The 21,132-nt window shown below is 68.9% G+C and carries 19 protein-coding genes; 8 read left to right on the top strand and 11 right to left on the bottom strand.

The annotated features are described in order from the left end of the window. Positions 1 to 28: 28 nt before the first annotated feature. The gene (locus EJ105_RS00400; RefSeq protein WP_245279315.1) at positions 29 to 583 is read right to left on the bottom strand and encodes a hypothetical protein; all 555 of its coding nucleotides are present in this window, start codon (positions 581 to 583) and stop codon (positions 29 to 31) included. Between the two features lie 303 nt (positions 584 to 886). Here EJ105_RS00400 and groES point away from each other — a divergent pair, with 303 nt between their 5' ends. Next, positions 887 to 1,177 carry a co-chaperone GroES gene (gene groES, locus EJ105_RS00405; protein ID WP_029556583.1) on the top strand — a complete coding sequence of 97 codons (291 nt, stop codon included), beginning with the start codon at positions 887 to 889 and terminating at the stop codon, positions 1,175 to 1,177. A gap of 56 nt (positions 1,178 to 1,233) precedes the next feature. Then, positions 1,234 to 2,880 carry a chaperonin GroEL gene (groL, locus tag EJ105_RS00410; RefSeq protein WP_029556584.1) on the top strand — a complete coding sequence of 549 codons (1,647 nt, stop codon included), beginning with the start codon at positions 1,234 to 1,236 and terminating at the stop codon, positions 2,878 to 2,880. A 483-nt stretch (positions 2,881 to 3,363) separates the two neighbouring features. On the opposite strand, the gene EJ105_RS00415 is transcribed toward groL, so the two are convergent. Together EJ105_RS00415 and EJ105_RS00420 are read right to left on the bottom strand one after the other, a co-directional pair. Further along, complete coding sequence (locus EJ105_RS00415) at positions 3,364 to 4,875, bottom strand: protein adenylyltransferase SelO (RefSeq protein WP_250164886.1); 1,512 nt, start codon at positions 4,873 to 4,875, stop codon at positions 3,364 to 3,366. Between the two features lie 206 nt (positions 4,876 to 5,081). Next, positions 5,082 to 5,957, bottom strand: coding sequence for a LysR substrate-binding domain-containing protein (locus tag EJ105_RS00420; protein WP_029556586.1), 876 nt, complete (start codon positions 5,955 to 5,957; stop codon positions 5,082 to 5,084). 107 nt (positions 5,958 to 6,064) lie between these two features. Between EJ105_RS00420 and EJ105_RS00425 the strand changes: the two genes are divergently transcribed. After that, on the top strand, positions 6,065 to 6,472 hold the full coding sequence (locus EJ105_RS00425) for a tautomerase family protein (protein WP_250164887.1): 408 nt from the start codon (positions 6,065 to 6,067) through the stop codon (positions 6,470 to 6,472). 87 nt (positions 6,473 to 6,559) lie between these two features. Here EJ105_RS00425 and EJ105_RS00430 read toward each other — a convergent pair whose 3' ends face one another. Both EJ105_RS00430 and EJ105_RS00435 read right to left on the bottom strand, forming a co-directional pair. Further along, on the bottom strand, positions 6,560 to 7,219 hold the full coding sequence (locus EJ105_RS00430) for a DsbA family protein (protein ID WP_029556588.1): 660 nt from the start codon (positions 7,217 to 7,219) through the stop codon (positions 6,560 to 6,562). A 248-nt stretch (positions 7,220 to 7,467) separates the two neighbouring features. After that, positions 7,468 to 7,962 (bottom strand): DUF721 domain-containing protein, encoded by a 495-nt coding sequence (locus tag EJ105_RS00435; protein WP_250164888.1) that lies wholly within the window; start codon positions 7,960 to 7,962, stop codon positions 7,468 to 7,470. A gap of 86 nt (positions 7,963 to 8,048) precedes the next feature. Here EJ105_RS00435 and mutY point away from each other — a divergent pair, with 86 nt between their 5' ends. Together mutY and EJ105_RS00445 are read left to right on the top strand one after the other, a co-directional pair. Further along, complete coding sequence (gene mutY, locus EJ105_RS00440) at positions 8,049 to 9,143, top strand: A/G-specific adenine glycosylase (RefSeq protein WP_250164889.1); 1,095 nt, start codon at positions 8,049 to 8,051, stop codon at positions 9,141 to 9,143. Positions 9,144 to 9,257: 114 nt separating this feature from the next. Next, positions 9,258 to 10,016, top strand: coding sequence for an outer membrane protein (locus tag EJ105_RS00445; protein WP_250164890.1), 759 nt, complete (start codon positions 9,258 to 9,260; stop codon positions 10,014 to 10,016). A gap of 1 nt (position 10,017) precedes the next feature. Here EJ105_RS00445 and EJ105_RS00450 read toward each other — a convergent pair whose 3' ends face one another. The 4 genes from EJ105_RS00450 to EJ105_RS00465 form a co-directional block, all read right to left on the bottom strand. Beyond that, positions 10,018 to 11,256, bottom strand: a complete 1,239-nt coding sequence (locus EJ105_RS00450) for a site-specific DNA-methyltransferase (protein WP_374251636.1) — start codon at positions 11,254 to 11,256, stop codon at positions 10,018 to 10,020. An 85-nt stretch (positions 11,257 to 11,341) separates the two neighbouring features. Then, the gene (locus EJ105_RS00455) at positions 11,342 to 12,031 is read right to left on the bottom strand and encodes an SGNH/GDSL hydrolase family protein (protein WP_250164891.1); all 690 of its coding nucleotides are present in this window, start codon (positions 12,029 to 12,031) and stop codon (positions 11,342 to 11,344) included. Then, entirely contained in the window at positions 12,028 to 13,152 is a 1,125-nt protein-coding gene (locus EJ105_RS00460) for an OpgC family protein (protein ID WP_250164892.1), read from the bottom strand. The genes EJ105_RS00455 and EJ105_RS00460 overlap by 4 nt, the downstream gene beginning before the upstream one ends. A gap of 221 nt (positions 13,153 to 13,373) precedes the next feature. Continuing rightward, on the bottom strand, positions 13,374 to 14,387 hold the full coding sequence (locus tag EJ105_RS00465; RefSeq protein ID WP_347881296.1) for an NAD(P)-dependent oxidoreductase: 1,014 nt from the start codon (positions 14,385 to 14,387) through the stop codon (positions 13,374 to 13,376). Between the two features lie 18 nt (positions 14,388 to 14,405). Here EJ105_RS00465 and EJ105_RS00470 point away from each other — a divergent pair, with 18 nt between their 5' ends. Both EJ105_RS00470 and EJ105_RS00475 read left to right on the top strand, forming a co-directional pair. After that, positions 14,406 to 15,503 carry a LacI family DNA-binding transcriptional regulator gene (locus EJ105_RS00470; RefSeq protein WP_250164894.1) on the top strand — a complete coding sequence of 366 codons (1,098 nt, stop codon included), beginning with the start codon at positions 14,406 to 14,408 and terminating at the stop codon, positions 15,501 to 15,503. Beyond that, positions 15,500 to 16,306, top strand: a complete 807-nt coding sequence (locus EJ105_RS00475; protein ID WP_250164895.1) for a TrmH family RNA methyltransferase — start codon at positions 15,500 to 15,502, stop codon at positions 16,304 to 16,306. Before EJ105_RS00470 ends, EJ105_RS00475 begins: the two co-directional genes overlap by 4 nt. A 225-nt stretch (positions 16,307 to 16,531) precedes the next feature. Here the strand turns inward: EJ105_RS00475 and EJ105_RS00480 are convergent, their stop codons facing one another. Further along, positions 16,532 to 18,484: a sigma-54-dependent Fis family transcriptional regulator gene (locus EJ105_RS00480; protein WP_250164896.1), complete on the bottom strand. Its 1,953-nt coding sequence runs from the start codon at positions 18,482 to 18,484 to the stop codon at positions 16,532 to 16,534. A gap of 274 nt (positions 18,485 to 18,758) precedes the next feature. Here EJ105_RS00480 and adh point away from each other — a divergent pair, with 274 nt between their 5' ends. Further along, a complete protein-coding gene (gene adh, locus EJ105_RS00485; RefSeq protein ID WP_250164897.1) occupies positions 18,759 to 20,279 on the top strand; it encodes an aldehyde dehydrogenase in 1,521 nt (506 codons plus the stop codon). Between the two features lie 257 nt (positions 20,280 to 20,536). On the opposite strand, the gene EJ105_RS00490 is transcribed toward adh, so the two are convergent. Continuing rightward, positions 20,537 to 21,097 carry a T4SS efffector SepA family protein gene (locus EJ105_RS00490; RefSeq protein ID WP_250164898.1) on the bottom strand — a complete coding sequence of 187 codons (561 nt, stop codon included), beginning with the start codon at positions 21,095 to 21,097 and terminating at the stop codon, positions 20,537 to 20,539. Positions 21,098 to 21,132 lie beyond the last annotated feature (35 nt).

Here is a 21,132-nt window from a genome sequence, read left to right on the forward strand (position 1 = left end):
GGCGGTGAGGGGCGCGCGGCCCCTCAGGTCACGAGCAGCGCACGTAGACCATGGTGCCGTAGCGCTTGGCCACTTCCGGATCGACGAACTTCAGCACCAGGATGTTGCCGTCGAAGCGCACCACCTGACGGTCGCGCTCGCCGCCGGCCGGGTCATCCGGCGGGCCGATGTAGACCGGGCCGTTGCCCACCTGCTTCGACACCAGCTCGGTGAGCTTGTTGTCGTCGGCGAGGTACATCATCACGCCGCCATTGGTGCCGGCGGTAATAACATAGGGCTGGTTGCCGCAGGAGGCCTTGGCCTGGGCCTCGGTGCGGGTGGCGTCGTCCGGCCGGTGATAGGCGGCGAGGCCCCAGCGGCCGACGAGGCGGTCGGGCGGGATCGGGCTGGTAAAGACCGGGCGCGCGGCCGGCGGGGGCGCGGAAGGGGTGGTCTCGCAGCCGGCGAGGCCAAGGGCCAGCACGGCAAGGGCAGCGCCGGCCAGCGCGGCGCGCGGCCGCCCGAAGGCCGTCCATCCGAACGCGGACCGCCCGAACGCAGATCGCTCGAAAGCAGACTTGGATCCCGCAACCATCTTCGTCATGTGCTTTCCGAGGCCTCCCGCCGCCTGGAACAAGAGTGCGACCACCCAGGCAGTCGCCTGACCATAAAGGCTTGCGCCGTCGACGTCGATGCCGTCCGCATCGCCCCCGCCCGCCGTCAAGCCTCAGCTCCTGAACAGCTTATCCCACGGCTCGTTACCGCTTTGCTAGCCCACCGATTGCTGCAGCGCGCCTTGACGTTCGCCGGGCGCGCCCTTATCTCCGCGACGAGCTTGGCACTCTTCATTCGGGAGTGCCAGAACGGCGGGCCAAGGCTCGCGCTCCCCCCGAAGAGGTAACGACCCATGTCCTTCCGTCCTCTGCACGACCGCGTGGTCGTCAAGCGCATCGAAGCCGAGCAGAAGACCGCCGGCGGCATCATCATCCCCGACACCGCCAAGGAAAAGCCCCAGGAGGGCGAGGTGATCGCGGTGGGCGCCGGTGCCCGTGACGAGAGCGGCAAGCTCGTCCCGCTCGACGTGAAGGCCGGCGACCGCGTGCTGTTCGGCAAGTGGTCCGGCACCGAGGTCAAGATCGACGGCCAGGACCTGCTCATCATGAAGGAAAGCGACATCCTCGGCGTCATCGCCAAGTGATGTGTCGTCCGCGCTTCTGAGCCGGTCCACCGAAACAGAATCACAAGGAGGCCGTTATGGCTGCCAAAGAAGTAAAGTTCTCCTCGGACGCGCGCGAGAAGCTGCTGCGCGGCGTCGACATCCTCGCCAATGCGGTGAAGGTGACCCTCGGCCCCAAGGGCCGCAACGTGGTCATCGAGAAGAGCTTCGGCGCCCCCCGCATCACCAAGGACGGTGTGTCGGTGGCCAAGGAGATCGAGCTCGAGGACAAGTTCGAGAACCTCGGCGCCCAGCTCGTGCGTGAGGTCGCCTCCAAGACCAACGACCTCGCCGGCGACGGCACCACCACCGCCACCGTTCTGGCCCAGGCCATCGTGAAGGAAGGCGCCAAGTCGGTCGCCGCCGGCATGAACCCGATGGACCTGAAGCGCGGCATCGACCTCGCCGTCGCCGCGGCCATCGCCGACATCCGCGCCCGCGCCAAGAAGGTCTCCTCCTCCGCCGAAGTGGCGCAGGTCGGCACCATCTCCGCCAACGGCGATGCCTCCATCGGCGAGATGATCGCCGGCGCCATGCAGCGCGTGGGCAACGAAGGCGTCATCACCGTCGAGGAAGCCAAGACCGCCGAGACCGAGCTCGAAGTGGTCGAAGGCATGCAGTTCGACCGCGGCTATCTCTCTCCCTATTTCATCACGAATGCGGAGAAGATGATCGCCGACCTGGAAGAGCCCTTCCTGCTCATCTTCGACAAGAAGCTCTCCGGCCTCCAGCCGATCCTGCCGGTCCTCGAGGCCGTGGTGCAGACCGGCCGTCCCCTCGTCATCATCGCCGAGGACGTGGAAGGCGAGGCGCTTGCCACCCTCGTGGTCAACAAGCTGCGCGGCGGCCTGAAGGTCGCGGCCGTGAAGGCTCCCGGCTTCGGTGATCGTCGCAAGGCGATGCTCGAGGATATCGCCATCCTCACCGGCGGCACCGTGATCTCCGAGGATCTCGGCATCAAGCTCGAGAACGTCACCATCGCCCAGCTCGGCCGCGCCAAGAAGGTCATCCTCGAGAAGGAAAAGACCACCATCGTGGACGGCGTCGGCGAGAAGGCCGACATCGAGGCCCGCGTGAACCAGATCAAGGCGCAGATCGAGGAGACCTCCTCGGACTACGACCGCGAGAAGCTCCAGGAGCGTCTGGCCAAGCTCGCGGGCGGCGTCGCGGTGATCCGCGTCGGCGGCTCGACCGAGGTCGAGGTGAAGGAGAAGAAGGACCGCGTTGACGACGCGCTCAACGCCACCCGCGCCGCGGTGGAAGAGGGCATCGTCCCCGGCGGTGGTGTCGCCCTGCTCCGCGCCAAGGCGGCGGTGGAGAAGGTCACCTCCGACAACGCCGACATCAAGGCCGGCATCAAGATCGTCCTGCGCGCCCTCGAGGCCCCCATCCGCCAGATCGCCGAGAATTCCGGCGTGGAAGGCTCCATCGTGGTGGGCAAGGTGCAGGAGTCCAACGATCCGTCCTTCGGCTTCAACGCCCAGACGGAAGAGTATGTGGACATGATCGCCGCCGGCATCGTCGATCCGGCCAAGGTCGTGCGCACCGCCCTCCAGGACGCCGCCTCCATCGCGGCCCTGATCGTCACCACCGAGGCGCTCGTCGCCGAGCTGCCCAAGCGTGACTCCGGCATGCCCTCCATGCCCGGCGGCGGCATGGGCGGCATGGGTGGCATGGACTTCTGATCCATCGCCCCATTCGGGAATTGGGAGAGGGCGCGGCTTCGGCCGCGCCCTTTTCTTTTGCCGGTTCCCCGGACAAGCGACACCGAAGGTGGAGCGCTGATCCGGGGGCCAGCGCGAAACTTCCGCGAAGCGGGCAAGGCCTGAGAGCGTCGGGGGAAAGAAGCGCCTTCGGCGAACTCTTGCGCTGGGTCCCGGCTCGCATTCCGCTGACGCTGCATGCGTCCGGGACGCGAGGGCGGGACGGGATGTCGCCGCCGGTTCCCCGGACAAGCGACGGCGCAGCCGGAGCGCTGATCCGGGGGCCAGCGCAAAAGTCCGCGCAGCGGCAATGCTCCCCTCTCCCCTCGCGGGAGAGGGGGTGGGGGTGAGGGGACTACTCCCGCATGTCCGGTGCCGGTTTGGGCTGGCGTGATACCCCTCACCCCAGCCCTCTCCCGCAAGGGGAGAGGGGGCCGGCCGGCTCTGGCCTAGACAGCTCCCACCTCACGTCCCGCAGAACGTGCGATACCCCTCCATGGAGGGCGGCAGCCCCGCATAGGCGGCGAAGTCGGGCTGATCAGCATAGGGCCGCGCCAGCACCGTGTTCAGCCGCTCGAACGGCCCAAGGTCGCCGCGCTCGATGGCGGCGGCGATGACCTCTTCCACCAGATGGTTGCGGGGGATGAAGAGCGGGTTTACCGCATCCATCCCGGCGCGGATGTCGGCGCCGGATCGGCCGGTTTCGGCGAGGCGCGCGCGCCAGCGCTCGGCCCAGGTGTCGAAGGCTTCCCGGTCGAGGAACAGGTCGCGCACCGGCCCGCCCGCGTCCGCGTCCTCCGCCAGCGCACCGAGGCGGCGGAAGGTGAGGGTGAAGTCGGCCCTGGAGCCGATCATCACGTTGAGGAGGTCATGGGCGAGGGCGACATCCGCTTCGCTCGCTTCCGGCAGGCCGATCTTGGCGGCAAGCCCGGCGTGGTAGGCCGCATAGAAGCGCTTCGGGAAGGTGCCGAGCGCCGCATTGGCGGCGGCGATGGCGGCCTCCCGGTCGTCCCCCATGATGGGGATGAGGCATTCGGCGAAGCGGGCGAGGTTCCAGTGGGCGATGTCCGGCTGGTTGCCATAGGCATAGCGGCCCATCTCGTCGATGGAGGAGAAGACCGTGTTGGGGTCGTAGGCGTCCATGAAGGCGCAGGGGCCGTAATCGATGGTCTCGCCGGAGACGGACATGTTGTCCGTGTTCATCACCCCGTGGATGAAGCCGACGCACAGCCAGCGCGCCACCAGCGCCGCCTGCCTGCCGATCACGCCGTCGAGCAGGGCGAGATAAGGGTTCTCCGCGCCCACGAGGTCGGGATAGTGGCGGGCGATGGTGTAGTCGGCGAGCTGCTTCACCGCGTCGAACGCCTTGCGGGAGGCGAAGAACTGGAAGGTGCCGATGCGGATGTGGCTCGCCGCCACCCGCGCCAGCACGCCGCCGGGCAAAGCGCGATCGCGCACCACGCGCTCGCCGGTGGTCACCGCCGCCAGCGCCCGCGTGGTGGGAATGCCCAGCGCCGCCATGGCTTCGCTGACGATGTATTCGCGCAGCACCGGCCCGAGCGCGGCCCGCCCGTCGCCGCGACGGGAGAAGGGGGTGGGGCCGGAGCCCTTGAGCTGGATGTCGCGGCGCAGCCCGTCCCGGCCCACCACCTCGCCGAGGAGGATGGCGCGGCCATCCCCCAGCTGCGGCGAGAAATGGCCGAACTGGTGCCCGGCATAAGCGAGCGCGATGGGTTCGGCCCCCTCCGGCACCGCGAGGCCGGCGAACACGGCGACGCCTTCGGGGGTCGCAAGGTCGGCGGGGTCGAGGCCCAGCAGCTCGGCGAGGGCGGTGTTCACCTTCACAAGGGCCGGCGCTTCCACCGGGGTGGGCAGGACAGGCGCATAGAAGCCGGCGAGGTCGCGGGCATAGGAATTGTCGAACGGGAAGGCGGGGGACGCCTTCAGGGGCAGCTGTGGGGTGGAGCTGGTGGTCATCGGGGGCAATCTCCGCCGGGCTCGAAAAGGGGCAGTCCCGGACCGAACGATCAGAAAAGGGTGCCGGGTTCGTCCCGGCCTGTCCAGCTTGAGCGAGTTATGCGTTGCCTTCGCTCAATCGCCGCGCGGGGTTTTCGCTTTGTCTCCGCTCAATCGCCGCGCGGGCTTGGGGGCATTGCCCTCGCTCAGTCGCCGCGCGGGCTGGGTCACGCCACCGCGTACAACGGATGCTCGCGCCGCAATTCTTCCTGCAGCACCTCTTCCACCTTCTGGAGCGCCGGGGGGCGGACGCCGGGGCGGGTGTAGAGCAGGAATTCCATGTCCGGCAGCGCCGCGCGGTCGAGATCGGCGACGATGGCGAGGTCGGGCCTGAGCGCCCGGGGCGAGCGCACGGTGACGCCCATGCCCGCCCCCACGGCCGCCATCAGCCCCGGCAGGCTGGGGCTGGTGAAGGCGATGCGGAACGGCCGCCCGGCGGCATTCAACGCGGCGATGGCGGCCGTGCGGCAGGAGCACGGGTGCTCGAACAGCACGAGGGGCACCGGCGCCTCACGGTCGAGGCGAAGGTGGCGCGCGGCGATCCACACCATGGATTCGCGCAGCAGCAGGGAGGCGGGCAATTCGCTCTCGCTGCGAAAGCCCACGGCCACGTCCAGCTCCTCGGCCCGCAGCATGTCGAGCATGGTGGATGTGGTGCACACCCGCACCGTGATGGGCGCCTGTGGGAAGCTGGCGGAAAGCCGGTAGAGGATGCGCTGGAGCACCTGCTCGCCCACATCCTGCACGAAGCCCAGGCGCAGCGGCTGGGCGAAGGCGCCGTGGACGTGCTGGGTGAGGATGCGGTCGTTGAGATCGAGCAGGCGCCGCGCGTCCTCCAGGAAGGCGGCGCCGCGCAGGGTGGGTGACACCGCCCGCCCGCGCCGCTCCAGAAGGGAGAAGCCCACCGCCTCGGCGAGCCGGTCCATCTGGAGGCTCACCGCGGATTGGCTGCGTCCGACCTTCCGCGCCGCCGCGGAGATGGAGCCGAGATCGGCCACGGCGGCGAAGCTGCGGATGAGATCGAGGTCGAGATTGCGGATCATGATATGAGATTAGCAAATCTCTGGAATTTTAGAATTCAATTTTTCTCATGGATTTGGGCGGCCTACAAGAAGCCATCGCTGCACCCACCGCAGCCCTGGAGGACGAAATGCCCATCCTGAACGTGAAGCTGTCCGGCGCCCCGGACGACGCCCTCGCGGCGAATGTCGCCGCCACCTTGTCCCGTCTCACCGCCGGCATCCTGCGCAAGGACCCGAAGGTGACGGCGGTGGCCGTCTCCTTCGTTCCGGCCGAGCACTGGTTCGTGGGCGGGGAGGCGCTGTCGGCGAAGGGGCGGACGTCCTTCTCCCTCGACATCCTGGTGGTGGATGGCACCAATACCAAGGACGAGAAGGCCGCCTATCTGGAAGCCGTCTTCGCCGCCATGTCCGGCCTGCTGCCGGATCTGGACGAGGAGAGCTACATCCTCGTGCGCGAGGTGAAGGCCGATGCCTATGGCTATGGCGGGCGCACGCAGGAAAGCCGCTATGTGGAGAGGAAGCTCCGGGCGGCGTGAAAGCCCGCGCGGCGCCTGAGCGTCAGCAACACGCAAATCAAAAGGGCCGGCGCAGCGCACCGGCCCTTCTAGATCAGGCTGGCGAATTCACTTGCCGGCGAGCAGCGGCGCCAGTTCCTTGTCCCATTCGGCGATGCCGAGGGCGCCGGAGACCTTCTTGCCATTGATGAAGAAGGTGGGGGTCGCGTTCACGCCCAGCTCCTTGTTGGCGTAGAGGGCGCTTTCCTGCACCTTCTCGCCGAGCTGCTGGTCGGTGAGGCACTTCTCGAAATCGGCCTGGCTCATGCCGGCCTGCTTGGCCACGGCGAGGAGGCCGGCGGCCGGATCGGTGCTGTAGGCCCAGGTCTTCTGCGTCTCGAACAGGGTCGAGACCATGGGGAAATATTTGTCCTCGGGCATGCAGCGGGCGAGCATGAAGGCAGCCGTGGCCACCGGCTCGAACGGGAATTCGCGGAAGATGAAGCGCACCTTGCCGGTGTCGATGTACTTCTTCTTCAGCTCGGGGAAGGTGCCGGTGTGGAAGGCGGCGCAGTGGCTGCAGGTCATCGAGGCATATTCGATGACCGTGACCGGCGCCGTGGCGCTGCCCAGCGCCTTCTCCGGCAGCGGGCTCGCCTCGGGGGCGATCAGCTTGGCCTGCTCCACGGTCTGGGCCGCGGCGGGATCGAAGGAGAGCGGCAGGCCGAGCCCGGCCGCCAGCGCGGCGAGACCTGCGGTGACCAGGAAACGGCGGCGATCGACAATCATGGACATCTCCGAATGGTCCGGCGGCTGGCGACCGGGCTTCCCCGGGCTTTCCTGGGCTTGCCTGGTCTTGGCCGCATCGCCGGTTCCGTTAGGGCATCAGAACGGGAAACGGGAACAGTCCGGCACCGCACCGCCGAACCTGCAGAAGAGCCTTCGCGCTCTATCATGTCGCCCTTATGGCGGGAAAGGCCCGCGCCGCGCGCCCGAGATAACGGACGGGTGAACGCCGGCCGGTCAGCACCCGCCCCCTAGCCGCCGCGCTGCTCGCGCCGCACCAGCGCGCCGAGCTTTGCGAGCGACTCGGCCAGCGCCTCGTCCTCGAAGGTGCCGATCTCGTGTCGCACGGCGGCGATGGTCGCCTTGTCCGGTTTCGGCGGCACGGGTGGCGGCGCGTGGCGCTGGGGCACCGGGCCCTGGCGCAGGGTGAGGCGGCCGACGCAGCGCCAGCCGAAATAGGCGTTGATTCGCTCCACCACGATGCCGGCGGCATATTGCAGCTCGATGGCGTAGGCGCCTTCCACCCGCACCACGAGGGTGGCCGCCGCTCCGTCCTCCCGCGGCCATTGCAGCTTGAGGGGGATGCAGCGGGGCGCAAGGTCCGGGCCGACGATCTCGTCCCAGTGGGTCACCACCTCCACCACCGAGAAGCCGGCGCGGCCGCACAGGTCGCTGATCCCCGGCGCCACGAAATCGGCGAGGGGGCGCGGGCCTCGGTAGCGGCGGGTGAAGTTGGACCTGTTCAAGGCGTCTCCGGCGGACGGACGGGATGGTGGGGCGACGGGGCACCGAACCCCTTGCCCCGGCACGCGGGCGCGGCCACCTTGGCCGCATGACATCCTCCCCCGCCGCACGCGCGGCCGCAAGCGGTGCCCGAAATTCCAGATCCGGAACCCCGGCCCCTTCGGCGCTCCTCGCCTGGTACGACCGCCACCGCCGCCGCCTGCCCTGGCGGGCCGAGCCGGGCCGGACGGCGGACCCCTACCACGTCTTCCTGTCCGAGATCATGCTCCAGCAGACCACGGTGAAGGCGGTGGGGCCGTATTTCACCGGCTTCCTCGCCCGCTGGCCCACGGTCTCGCATCTGGCCGCCGCGCCGCTGGAGGAGGTGCTCTCCGCCTGGGCCGGGCTCGGCTATTACGCCCGCGCCCGCAACCTGCACGCCTGCGCGCAGGCGGTGGTGGCGCGCCATGGCGGGCGCTTCCCGGACGACGAGGCGGCGCTGCTCGACCTGCCGGGCATCGGCCCCTACACGGCGGCGGCCATCGCTTCCATCGCCTTCGACCTCAAGGCGAGCCCGGTGGACGGCAATATCGAGCGCGTCGTCTCACGGCTTTATCGGGTGGCGGAGCCGCTGCCCGGCGCCAAGCCGCGAATCAAGGCGCTGGCCGCCGCCCTCACGCCAGCGCAGCGCCCCGGCGATTTCGCGCAGGCGATGATGGACCTCGGCGCCACCATCTGCACGCCGCGCTCGCCGGCCTGTTCGCTCTGCCCGTGGATGGAGCCGTGCGAGGCGCGGGCGGCGGGGGATGCGGCGCTTTATCCGGTGAAGGCGCCCAAGGGCGACAAGCCGAAGCGGGAGGGCGTCGCCTTCCTCGCCGTTCGGGCGGATGGCGCGGTGCTGCTGCGCACCCGGCCGGACAAGGGGCTCTTGGCGAAGATGACGGAGGTGCCCTCCACCCCCTGGGGCCCGAAGCCGGAGGCGCCGGAGAACCACGCGCCGCTCAAGGCGCGCTGGCGGGCGCTGCCCGGCGCGGTGGAGCACGTCTTCACCCATTTCGCGCTGACGTTGAAGGTGCTGCGCGCCGATCTCCCTGCCAAGACGCCTGCGCCGGAGGGGCACCGCTGGGTGCGGCCGGAGGGGTTCGATGCGGAGGCGCTGCCCTCGGTGATGCGCAAGGTGCTCGCGCATCTCGACGATCAATGAGACGCGACACGCGGAGGGTACTTGCATAGGGCAGCATGAGCCTCGTAAAGCTAAGCTCGTGTTTGCGGGCACTGGGGGCAGAAAATGCGGTTCGGACTGGCTATTGCGGCCGTGATGGCAACATGCGCACCGGTGTGCGCGGCAGATCTTGCGGTGAAGGCGCCGGCGCCTGCGGCGGCCGCCGCGCCGCTCTCCTGGCAGGGCTTCTATGCGGGCGTGACCGCGGGCGCGGTGATCGATGCCTCCACCGTCACGCCTGAGATCGGCGGCAAGTTCCTGGTGGTCAATCCGGTGGAGCATGCGCTCGAGTATGGGAATGCGCTGGGCGGCTCCTCGGCCGGCTTCACCGCCGGAGCGACCATCGGCTACAATTGGCAGTGGAACGCGGTGGTGGCCGGCCTCGAGGCTGACTTCGCCTATGCCGACCGGAGCCAGGCCGGGAGCGAAATCCTCCCCTCGCTGGTCAATCCCGGCCAGTTCATCGTCAAGGACTATGCGCTGACCGGCGACTGGTTCGGCACGGTGCGGGCTCGGCTCGGCTATGCGGTGGGGGCGACGCTGCTCTATGCCACCGGCGGCCTCGCCTTCGGCGATGGGGGCACGAACCTTTTCATCGGCGGCGCCAACGGCGCGCAATATGCGTGGGCCGGTTCGTCCTCCTCCACCCGCTGGGGCTGGACCGTGGGCGGCGGCGCGGAGACGCGCATCGACGCCCATTGGTCGGTGAAGGCGGAATATCTCTATGTGAACCTTGGCAGCAGCACCTTCCCGCTTGCCAACAGCCCGGCCAACCCGGTGCCGGAGTTCGTCATCGCCGCATCGTCGGACACCGCCTTCAACGTCGTCCGCGCGGGGGTGAACTACCGCTTCTGAGCTATTCGGCGGCGATGCCCATCTCGGCCCGCAGGCGGGCGCGCAGGATGTCGATGGGGTGGCGGCGGCCCGCCTCTTCCACGTGCCAGAACGTCCAGCCGTTGCAGGCCTCCGCCCCCTGGGCGAGGGCGCCGACGCGGTGGATGGAACCCACGTTCGGGCTGTCGGCGAGGGAAATCGTGCCATCCGCCCGCACCACGGCGCGGAAGCGGCCCTTGGCGTCGGTGAGTTCGGCGCCAGGGGTGACGAGGCCGCGCTCCACCAGCGCCGAGAAGGCGACACGCGGCGCTTCCCGCGCGCTCGGCGGGGCGACCAGCGCCTCTTCCGACAGGGGCTCCACGGCGTCGATGCGGGCGCGCGCCGCATCGGCATAGGTCTCTTCGCGCTCGATGCCGATGAAGGACCGGCGCAGGCGCTTGGCCACCGCGCCCGTCGTGCCGGAGCCGAAGAAGGGATCGAGCACCACGTCGCCGGGCTTGGTGGAGGACAGCAGCACGCGGGCGAGCAGCGCCTCGGGCTTCTGGGTGGGATGGAGCTTGCGGCCCTTCTCGTCCTTCAGCCGTTCCTGCCCGGTGCAGAGCGGGAAGAGCCAGTCGGAGCGCACCTGAACATCCTCGTTGCCGGCTTTGAGCGCCTCGTAATTGAAGGTGTATTTCGAATCGGCGCTGCGGGCGGCCCAGATCAGGGTCTCGTGCGCATTTGTGAAGCGCCGGCCCCGGAAGTTGGGCATGGGGTTCGCCTTGCGCCAGATGATGTCGTTGAGGATCCAGAAGCCCAGATCCTGCATCAGCGCGCCGACGCGGAAGATGTTGTGATAGGAGCCGATGACGAAGAGCGTGCCGTTGGGCTTCAGAGCTCGCCGCGCGGCCAAGAGCCAGGCGCGGGTGAAGGCATCATAGGCCGCGAAGCTCTCGAACTGGTCCCAATGGTCGTCCACCGCGTCCACGCGGCTTTCGTCCGGCCTCTTCAGCTCGCCACCGAGCTGGAGGTTGTAGGGCGGATCGGCAAAGACGAGATCGACCGATCCGGCGGGCAGGGCCGCCATGCGGGCGATGGTGTCGCCGATCAGAATTTCATTGAGGGGGAGAGCACGGTCCGAAACCGCTCCCGCAGGAGCCGCTCCCGAAGAAGCCGCCTTCCTTGGTGCGGCCGGTGGGGCCGCCAAGGGGGCGATTGCGGGATACTCCGGACGACATTGACGCGCCGTCCGCCCGGCCGCCCCCTTGGCCACACTACGCATGACGCAACCCTACGCAACGCTTACTCACGATCGTGAGAATGGCGGCAATGGGTTAAGGGCGGGTGAAGGGAAAACCTTGCGGCACCTATCTCGTCACGGCCTTCACGATGGCCTCGGCGACGAGTTCCGCCATGCAGGCGCGGCCTTCGGCGGGGGAGCGGGCGGAGGACTGGAGATAGCTCGTGGCGCCGTATTGCTGCACCACGTTCATGCGCTCCCGGTCCGACACCGCGTCGATCTGCTTCACGATGCGGCCGTAGAGGTGCTCGTGGTCCACGCCCGGCACGAAGGGCGGGTCGATGAGCACGAGGTCGATGTTGCGTCCGCGCAGCCAGTCGGCCGCCTGCTCCAGCGTGTGGGCGAAGCTCTCGGGATCGGTGGCGGCGAGGGCATCGGCGGTGCCCACCTGCCAGATGATGAGGTCCGGCGCCACCCGTTCCACGGCGGAGCGGATGCGGCCGAAATCATCCCGCGCGAGGCCCTGCGTCGCGCCCTCGTCGATGATGGTGAAGGTGATGTTGGGCAGGCGGTTGCTCAGCTCCGTCTCGAGGCGGCTGCGCTTCTTGTCCGACAGCGCCTGACGGTCGGGCTGGGGGCCGATCATCAGGATGCGCACGGGGGCCGAGCGATCCACCAGCCGCTCGGTGCGGACGAGATCGCTGTCGAAGGCGAGGAAGATGTCGGGCACCCGGCAGGCGCTGGAGATCGTGGCCCCGGCCGCGAGCGGGCACAGCAGGAGCCAGACGGCGAGAAAAACGCCGCCCGCGCGCCTCACGGCCCGGGCGCGAGCGCCACGGCCGGTGAAGCCGGGACCGGCGCCGCCTGCCGCACCGGGGCGCGATCGCGGCGCTGCCATTCGAGTGCCCATGCGAGGGACCACTGGAGCGAGAAACCTGCGGCAACGATTAGCAAATCCACGGCCAGCGCGCCATCGGCGAGGGGGCGCACCACCTGCGCGCCGAGGCTGAGCACGGTGCCGAGGCTGAACACCGGCAGCGCATGCCGGCCCATGAGGATGAGCGGTGCCGCGGACTGGCTCTTCTTCAGCCACGCTTCCAGCGGCAAACGCGACACGCAATAGGCCAGCGCCAGCACATGCAGCAGGCGCGGCAGGGCGAGGTTGGTCTTGTCGAAATCCCACAGGAAGGGCGGCACGGGGGAGAGGTCGGGCGTCACCGGATAGCCGTTGACCGCCCACACCAGCGCCACCAGCAGATAGAGCGGCGCGGCGACGTCCAGCACGCGGTGGGCGGCCGAACGCAGGCCGCGATCCATCAGCGCGCCGGTCACGAGGCCGCAGGTGAAGAGCAGCTGCCACGCAAGCGGATTGAAGAACCAGCCCCCCGCCCCCGGCCACACCGGCAAGGCGAGGTCGGCGAACTGGGTGACGAGATAGAGCGTGAGCGAGGCCGCAAGGGCAAGGCCAAGGCTGCGCCGCGCCAGCAGCAGCAGGATCGGCGCCATCAGCAGGAGGCCCACATAAAGCGGCAGGATGTTGAGATAGCCCGGCTGGTAGGTGAGCAGCCCGATGCCCACGAGGGATTCCAGCGGATATTGCGGGATGATGTCGAGGTGCATCCATTCGAGCATGCGCTCGTCGCCGGTGAGCACCACGAAGCCGCCCACCACCACCACGGACATCACCACCAGCACCAGATGGGCGGCATAGAGGGTGAAGGCGCGCATCCACACCCGCGCGGTGGTCCGCACGCGCTCGCCGGCGGAGAAGGGCCGCAGATAGGCGAAGGCGGCGGAGATGCCGGCGAGGAAGACGAACAGCTCGGCCGCGTCCGAGAAGCCGAAATTGCGATAGGTGAAGCCGCCGAAGACGTGGCCGGGAATATGGTTGATGAAGATCGTCAGCAGGGCGAAGCCCCGCCAGAAATCGATGCTCACCAATCGTTGCCCGGTCTGCGACACGTCTGGCAGCCTCCCGATCCCGTTGCCTGCCGGCGCTCCCCCGGCAGGGGGCGCGATATGGCGGCAAATGCTTTCGGGGCCGGAAGGTTCCGCCTTGCCCGTGAGCCATTGCGCCGCACGCCGTGCCGGAGAAGGCTGGCGCGCGGCGGTGTCGGAAGTGTGAATCCGGGGCGGGGCGACGGTAAATTGCGGTAACGCTACTCGGCCGCCGCCTTCAGCTCGATCACGGTGGGCAGGCCGTTCATCTGCGCCAGCACGTCGGTGATCTGCGGCACGTTCTTGCCGCCATTGCCGAGGCCCTCGGCCGCCGCATAGAGGTTCTTCACCGTGGCGCTGATGAAGGCGGAAGCGCCGGTGTTGGTGGCCAGGTTGGTGACGTAGCGCATGTCCTTGTGGGCGTTGGTGATGGTGAAGCGGTGGGCGTTCACGTTCGCGTCCAGCACGTAGCCCATGAAGGTCTGGTAGAAGCCGCAATCCATGCGCGAGCCGCGGATGACGCTGTCGAACACCTCCGCCGTGACGCCCACCTTGCCGGCGATGGCCAGCGCCTCGGCATAGATGGCGCCGTAGCCCAGCGACAGGAAGTTGTTGAGCAGCTTCATGGTGTGGCCCGCGCCCGGCGCGCCCACCCGCACGATGCGGCTGGCGAAGGCCGCCACCACCGGCTCGATCACCGCGAACGCCGCGTCGTCCGCCCCCACCATGGCGGAAAGGGCGCCTTCCTCTGCCTGGATGGGCGTGCCGCCCAGCGGCGCGTCGCACAGGAAGATGCCGTCCTGCGCCAGCTTCGCCGCCAGCGCCATGGTCAGCGTCGGCTCGGAGGTGGAGGTGTCGATGATGTGGAGGCCGGCCTTGGCGGTCTTCAGGATGCCGTTCTCGCCGTTGAGCACCTCATCCACCTGCGGCGCACCGGTGACGCAGAGCACGATCACGTCGCACTCGGCCGCCATCTCTGCGGGGGTCTTCACCTCGGTGGCGCCGCGGGAGACCAGATCCTCCACCGGCGCGCGGTTGCGGTGGCCCATGACGGCGAGGGGAAAGCCCTTGGCGAGGATGTTCTTCGCCATGCCGTGCCCCATGAGGCCGACCCCGATGAAACCAACCCGCGTACCCGCCATGGCATCCTCCCGATTCGTATCGTCGCAGCTGTCGTTGCTGTTGTCGCTAAATCGTTTAGCATGACCGAAAGGACGGCGCGAGACGCGACAGATCCGCTATAGGGATGGCCCATGGACGAGACGAATCCTCCTCCGCCGGGTGCCGCTCACCCCGGTGCATCTCCCGCCGGTGCGCCCATCGGCAAGGTGACGCTGCAGGGCCTCGCCCGGGAGCTGGGGCTGTCCACGGCCACCATCTCTCTGGCCCTGCGCGACAGCCCCATGGTCGCCGAGGCGACGCGCCTCAAGGTGCAGGAGGCGGCGCGGGCGCGCGGCTATGTGGCGAACCGCGGCGCCGCGGCCCTGCGCACGGCGCGCACCAACATCGTCGCCCTCGGCCTGCATGACATCGTGAACCCCTCCTTCACCGAGCTTCTGGCGGCGGTGGAGGATGCCCTCTCCGAGGCCGGCAAGACCGTGCTGCTGGGCGTCAGCCAGGAGGATGTGGCGCGCCAGACCCGCACGCTGGGCACGCTGGCGGAATACCGGCCCGACGCCTTCCTCGTCTCCCCCGCCGCCCATTCGCGGGTGGAGGATCTGAAGGCGCTCGCCTCCACCGGCATCGCCGTGGTGCAGGTGACGCGCGAGATCGAGGGCTCCGGCTTCGACTTCGCGGGGTCCGACGACGTGACCGGCGTCGCGCTCGGCGTCGCCCACCTCGTGGCGCTGGGGCACCGGCGCATCGGCATGATCGGCGGCTTCGGCGCCATCTCCACCGGCCGCAAGCGCTTCGCGGGATACAAGGCGGGCCTTGCCGCGGCCGGCATTCCCTTCGATCCGACGCTGGTGATGGAAGGTCCGGGCCTGCGCGCGGAAGGCCGCAAGGCCATGGCGCGCCTGCTCGCGCTGGACGAGCCGCCCACCGCCGCCGTGTGCTTCAACGACCTCTCCGCCTTCGGCGCGCTGATGGAGCTGCAGGCGGCCGGTCTTCTCGCGGGCCGCGATTTCTCCCTTGTCGGCTATGACGACATCGAGGAGGCGCGGGTGTGGTACCCGCCGCTGACCACGGTGCACACCTTCATTCCCGAATACGGCCGCGCCGCCGCAACCTTGGCCCTGAAGCGCATCGCTGATCCCGGCCGGCCGGTGGAGCGGGCGGAGATGACGCCCGAGCTGGTGGTGCGCGCCAGCACCTGCGCCCCCGTGCCGGTGAAGCGCCGGCCCCTATGATCGTTCCGATATCCGAGGCCGACGATCCCCGCATCGCCGGCTTCCGCGCCGTGCGCGAGCGCGATCTGGTGGGGCGGCAGGGCGGCTTCATGGCCGAGGGAGAGGTGGTGCTGCGCCTGCTCGCCGGCCGGCTGGGCACGCGCGGCGGCCATCGCCTCTCCTCCGTGCTGCTGTCGCAGGCGCAGGCGGAGCGGCTGTCCGATCTCATCGCGGCGTTGCCGGACGACCTGCCCGTTTACGTGGCGCCGCAGCCGATGATGGACGCCATCGTCGGCTTTCACATCCATCGCGGCATCCTCGCGCTGGGCACGGCGCGGCCGCTGCCGGACGTGGGCGCGCTGCTGGATGGGCTGGGGCCACGGGCGCTGGTGGTGGCGGCCCTTGGCCTCACCAATCACGACAATATGGGCGGCATCTTCCGCAATGCGGCGGCCTTCGGCGCCGATGCGGTGATCCTCGATGAGGCCTCGTGCGATCCGCTCTACCGCAAGGCGATCCGCGTCTCCGTGGGGGCGAGCCTCGTGGTGCAGTTCGCGCGGGTGCGGGATGCCGGCGTGCTCATCGAACAGCTTTCCGAGCGGGGGTTCGAGGCGGTGGCGCTGTCCCCGTCCGGGCAGGAAACCCTCTCCCGTCTCGATCGCCCGCCGCGCGTCGCCGCATTGTTCGGCACCGAGGGGCCGGGCCTTCCGGCGGACGTGATGGCGCGGGTGCGCACGGTGGCCATCCCCATGGCGGAGGGCTTCGACAGCCTGAACGTCGCCACCACCTCGGGGATCGTGCTGCACCATCTGGCGGGGGTGTGAAGGGCGTCCTGACGCGGGCGATGGCGCCACCCGCCATCGCGCGGCTTCCGGGCTTTTCGCCGTCATCCCCCGGCTCGTCCGGGGGATCCACTCCGCCTTTTGTCCGGTTCGCGCCGATGGGGCACCCCTCTTGCCGCGCGGTGGATCGCCCGCACAAGGCGGGCGATGACGGAATGAGAGGGCGTGCGTCGTCTCCCTCCGCAGCCGGGCTCCCGCCCGCGCCCTTCAATGCCCGCGGGAGGCGAGGTGGCGGTGGAGGGTGGAGCGGTGGATGCCGAGGCGGCGGGCGGCGCGGGAGATGTTGCCGTCGCAGTCCTTCAGGGCGGCATCCATGGCGGCGCGGGTGACGCTGCCGAGATCGCCGGACAGGCCGGGCGCAGGATCGGCCGCCTGAGAGGCCGGGAGCATCGATGCGGCGGGGGGCTGCGCGGGACTGCGCAGATCGGTTGCGCGCAGATCGGTTGTCCGCACGTCGGCGGGGAGCGCTTCCGGCCCCACCGTTTCGCCCGGCTCGGCGAGGGCGAGCAGCACCTTGAGCACGCCGGTGAGCTGGCGGAAATTGCCCGGCCAGGTATGGCGTGCCAGCACCTCGCGGCAGTCCGGCGAGAGACGCGGCGCATCCGGGCCGGGGCCGGCCATCTCGCGCCACAGGCGCTCCACCAGCGCTTCCCGGTCCGCGAGGCTGCGCAAAGGCGGCAGCGTGACGGTGTATTGGGCGATGCGGAAATAGAGATCGGCGCGGAAGCTGCCGTGCTCCACCAGCATTTTCAGGTCGCGGTGGGAGGCGCAGACGAGGGCGAAATCCACCTTCACCGCCTTGCCGCCGCCCAGCGGGGTCACCTCCCGCTCCTGCAGCACGCGCAACAGGCGGCTCTGGAGGCCGAGGGGCATGTCGCCGATCTCGTCGAGGAACAGCACGCCGCCGTCCGCCTCGCGGAACAGGCCCTTGAAGCCGGCGCGGCGGGCGCCGGTGAAGGCGCCGTCCTCATAGCCGAACAGCTCGGATTCAATCAGCCCTTCCGGCAGGGCGGCGCAGTTCACCGCCGCGAAAGTGCCGGCCGCGCGCGGGCCGCGGGCATGGATCTGGCGGGCGAACACCTCCTTGCCGGAACCGGTCTCGCCCTGGATGAGCACCGGCACGCCCGCATTCATCAGGCGGATGGCCCGGCCCAGCGCCTGCTCGGTCTCCGCATCGAAGCTGGGGCCGGCGGGGGCTACGGCGGGTGCCGGCGCGGCGACGGGCGCCGGGGCGGCCCGCACCGGGGTCGGCGACTGCCGCTCCAGCCGCAGCATGACGGCGCCGTTGGGCGTGCGGGCGCGGCGGGCGTCGCCGGGGCGGCCGAGGCTGCCCTCGAACAGTTCGGAGAAGCGCCGCGCGCCCAGGGCATCCCAGCCGAGGCCCAGCAGTGCGAGGCCGGGGCGGTTGGCGGCCACGAGGCGATGGTCCTCGAACACCAGCACGCCCTCGCGCGCGGTGCCGAGGAAGGAGGGATCGGCGTGGAAGCGCACCACGTCCCGGCCGGGGAAGGCGCCTTCGAACAGGCGGTGCTCCACCTGCCCCACGGCCAGCTCCACCAGCGCCAGCGCATGCAGGTGCGGCACGGCGGAGGGGCCGGAGAGGTCGAGCAGGCCCACCAGCTCGCCGAACGGATCGTGGATGGGCGCGGCGGCGCAGGTGAGGATGCCGTGCGGCTCGGCATAATGCTCGGCACCGCGCACCTCGATGCCGCGCCGCTCGATCAGCGCTGTGCCGATGGCGTTGGTACCGCTGTCCGCCTCGCTCCAGCTCACGCCCGGCCGCAGGGCCACCTGCGCCGCGCGATCGGCGAAATCGGCGCTGCCCACGGTGTCGAGCACGAGGCCGGTGGGATCGGTGAGGATGACGATGCCGCCCGCGGCGCTGGCGCTGAGGTGCAGCGCCTCCAGCTCCGGCCGGCAGCGGCGGCGGAGCGCCTCATACCGCTCGCGGCGGACGGAGAGTTCGCCCTGCGTCAGCGGCTCGGCCTTCAGCCGGCCGCCCACGGGCAGGCCGCGCTCGGCGCAGCGGGTCCAGGAGCGGATGATGGGAAGGGCGAGCGCCTGCTCCGCCCCGGGCGCGCCGGAAAAGAACCGGCGGCGGGCGGTGAGCAGCTCGTCCGGTGGCGGCACCGGCGAGAGGGGCGGAAATGGCGCAGGCATTCGTCCCTCGGCTCGTTTCGCTTCCCTAGCGCGACGTTTCCCGCGGCGACTGTCGCATTTTGCGACAGGTGTCGCGACACCTTGTTCTTATGCGCGACAGTCTCGCACGACTATTCGCCGGCCGTAAAGTCGGGGTTCTGCGTAGGTCCTCCTGACGCGGACAAAATCAAGTTTTCGCAGCATCTTCCCGCACTGCAAATAAAGGCGTGCAGTGCACGTTCGAGAACTGGCACGGCCGCTGCAAATCCTCCTGCACCACCAATGGGAGGAAACAATGAACAGCCCAGCCTTTCTGTCGAGCACTCACACCTCGCCCTTCAAGGCCCGCTATGGCAACTTCATCGGCGGCGCCTTCGTCGAGCCGGTGAACGGCCGCTATTTCGAGAATACCTCCCCCATCACCGGCAAGGTGATCTGCGAGGTCGCCCGCTCCGACGAGCATGACATCGAGCGCGCGCTGGACGCCGCCCACGCCGCCAAGAAGGCCTGGGGTCGCACCTCCGCCGCCGACCGCGCCCTGGTGCTCAACAAGATCGCCGACCGCATGGAGGCCAATCTCGAGCTGATCGCCCGCGCCGAGACCTGGGACAACGGCAAGCCGATCCGCGAGACCATGGCCGCCGACATCCCCTTGGCCATCGACCATTTCCGCTATTTCGCCGCCTGCGTGCGGGCGCAGGAAGGCGCGCTCTCCGAGATCGACCACGACACCGTCGCCTATCATTATCACGAGCCCCTCGGCGTGGTCGGACAGATCATCCCGTGGAACTTCCCCATCCTGATGGCGGTGTGGAAGCTGGCGCCCGCGCTGGCGGCCGGCAATTGCGTGGTGCTGAAGCCGGCCGAGCAGACCCCCGCCAGCATCCTTCTGGTGGCCGAACTCATCGGCGACCTGCTGCCGCCGGGCGTGCTCAACATCGTCAACGGCTTCGGCCTCGAGGCCGGCAAGCCGCTCGCCGCCTCCACCCGCATCGCCAAGATCGCCTTCACCGGCGAGACCGGCACCGGCCGCCTCATCATGGGCTATGCCAGCCAGAACCTCATTCCGGTGACGCTGGAGCTGGGCGGCAAGTCGCCCAACATCTTCTTCGAGGACGTAGCGGCCCACGACGACGACTTCCTCGACAAGGCGGTGGAGGGCTTCGTCATGTTCGCCCTCAACCAGGGCGAGGTCTGCACCTGCCCCAGCCGCGCGCTGGTTCAGGAGAGCATGTTCGACAGGTTCATGGAGAAGGCGCTCGCCCGCGTCGCCGCCATCAAGCAGGGCTCGCCCCTCGATCCCGCGACCATGCTCGGCGCGCAGGCGTCGTCCGAGCAGATGCACAAGATCCTGTCCTACATCGACATCGGCAAGGCCGAGGGGGCCCAGGTGCTGGCCGGCGGCGAGCGCAACATGCTCGACGGCGATCTTGCGGACGGCTTCTACGTGAAGCCCACCGTCTTCCTCGGCACCAACAACATGCGCATCTTCCAGGAAGAGATCTTCGGCCCGGTGGTCTCCGTCACCACCTTCAAGGACGAGGAAGAGGCGCTGTACATCGCCAACGACACCCTCTTCGGCCTCGGTGCCGGCGTGTGGACCCGCGACGGTTCGCGCGCCTACCGCGTCGGCCGGGAGATCGAGGCGGGCCGCGTGTGGACCAACTGCTACCACGCCTACCCGGCCCACGCGGCCTTCGGCGGCTACAAGCAGTCCGGCATCGGCCGCGAGACCCACAAGATGATGCTCGATCACTACCAGCAGACCAAGAACCTGCTGGTCAGCTATTCGCCCAAGAAGCTCGGCTTCTTCTGATCGGCGAACCGACTGCCCCCTCCCGGGGCTTCACCGGGGGTGGCCGTGGCCCCGCGCGCGTTTGTTTCACCGTCCCATCGGCGCGCGCGGTGGCCTCAAAAAGCGGCCATCCCCGGCTTTTCCTTTGTGTGCGTGAGTAAAGAAAAAACACGGAGGGCCGACAGCCATGCGCTTCGACCGCAGACCCGTTTCCCCCGGGTCTGCGGCGTCGGTGGTTGGGGCTAGGACTCAGTGCGCCGATTTCGATCAGAAAAGTCTCACGCATTACCGGAGTGCAACACACCCCGCTGACCAGGGTGTTGCGCTTTTGGATTGTCGCGCCACTGAAACTCGACAGAAACGGGGATGCGCCACTTTTTGGCAAGGCGATCTACTTCTTTCCAGCATTCAGGAGCAGCCTGACCCTGCACGGAGATGCCGAGCTCGGGAAGGAACTTAAATCCCTCCTTGTCGTATGGCCGTGCCTTCGCCGGAATCCCTAGTTCTTGGACCAGCCGTTCGCCGTCAACGCCTTTCTTTCTTACTTGTGAGATTGTTGCAATTAGGATTGCAGACCATGTTGGTCGATGCAGTTCGTTGCCATTGATCGACGCCGCCAATGGCTTCGTGAAAGTAAGCCCCGGCGTGCTGCTAAGTTGAGGTGGAGCATCGTTCGATGTCGTCCGTCCTTCGGCCGGTTCCCGCTCCATGCCGAGTTGCTCCATCATTTCGCGCACGAGGCGATCAATGGTCTCGCTGGGAGTCTTGGTGCCGAACCATGTCTTGAGAGTGCTTAGGTCGGAAAATGTAGCATCGTTGATCCTGACTACGGGCATCATGAGCCGTTCCCCTAACTTGCGATAGGGAGTATGTT

Origin of the sequence: Xanthobacter aminoxidans (assembly GCF_023571765.1) — a bacterium.
Lineage (GTDB): Bacteria > Pseudomonadota > Alphaproteobacteria > Rhizobiales > Xanthobacteraceae > Xanthobacter > Xanthobacter aminoxidans.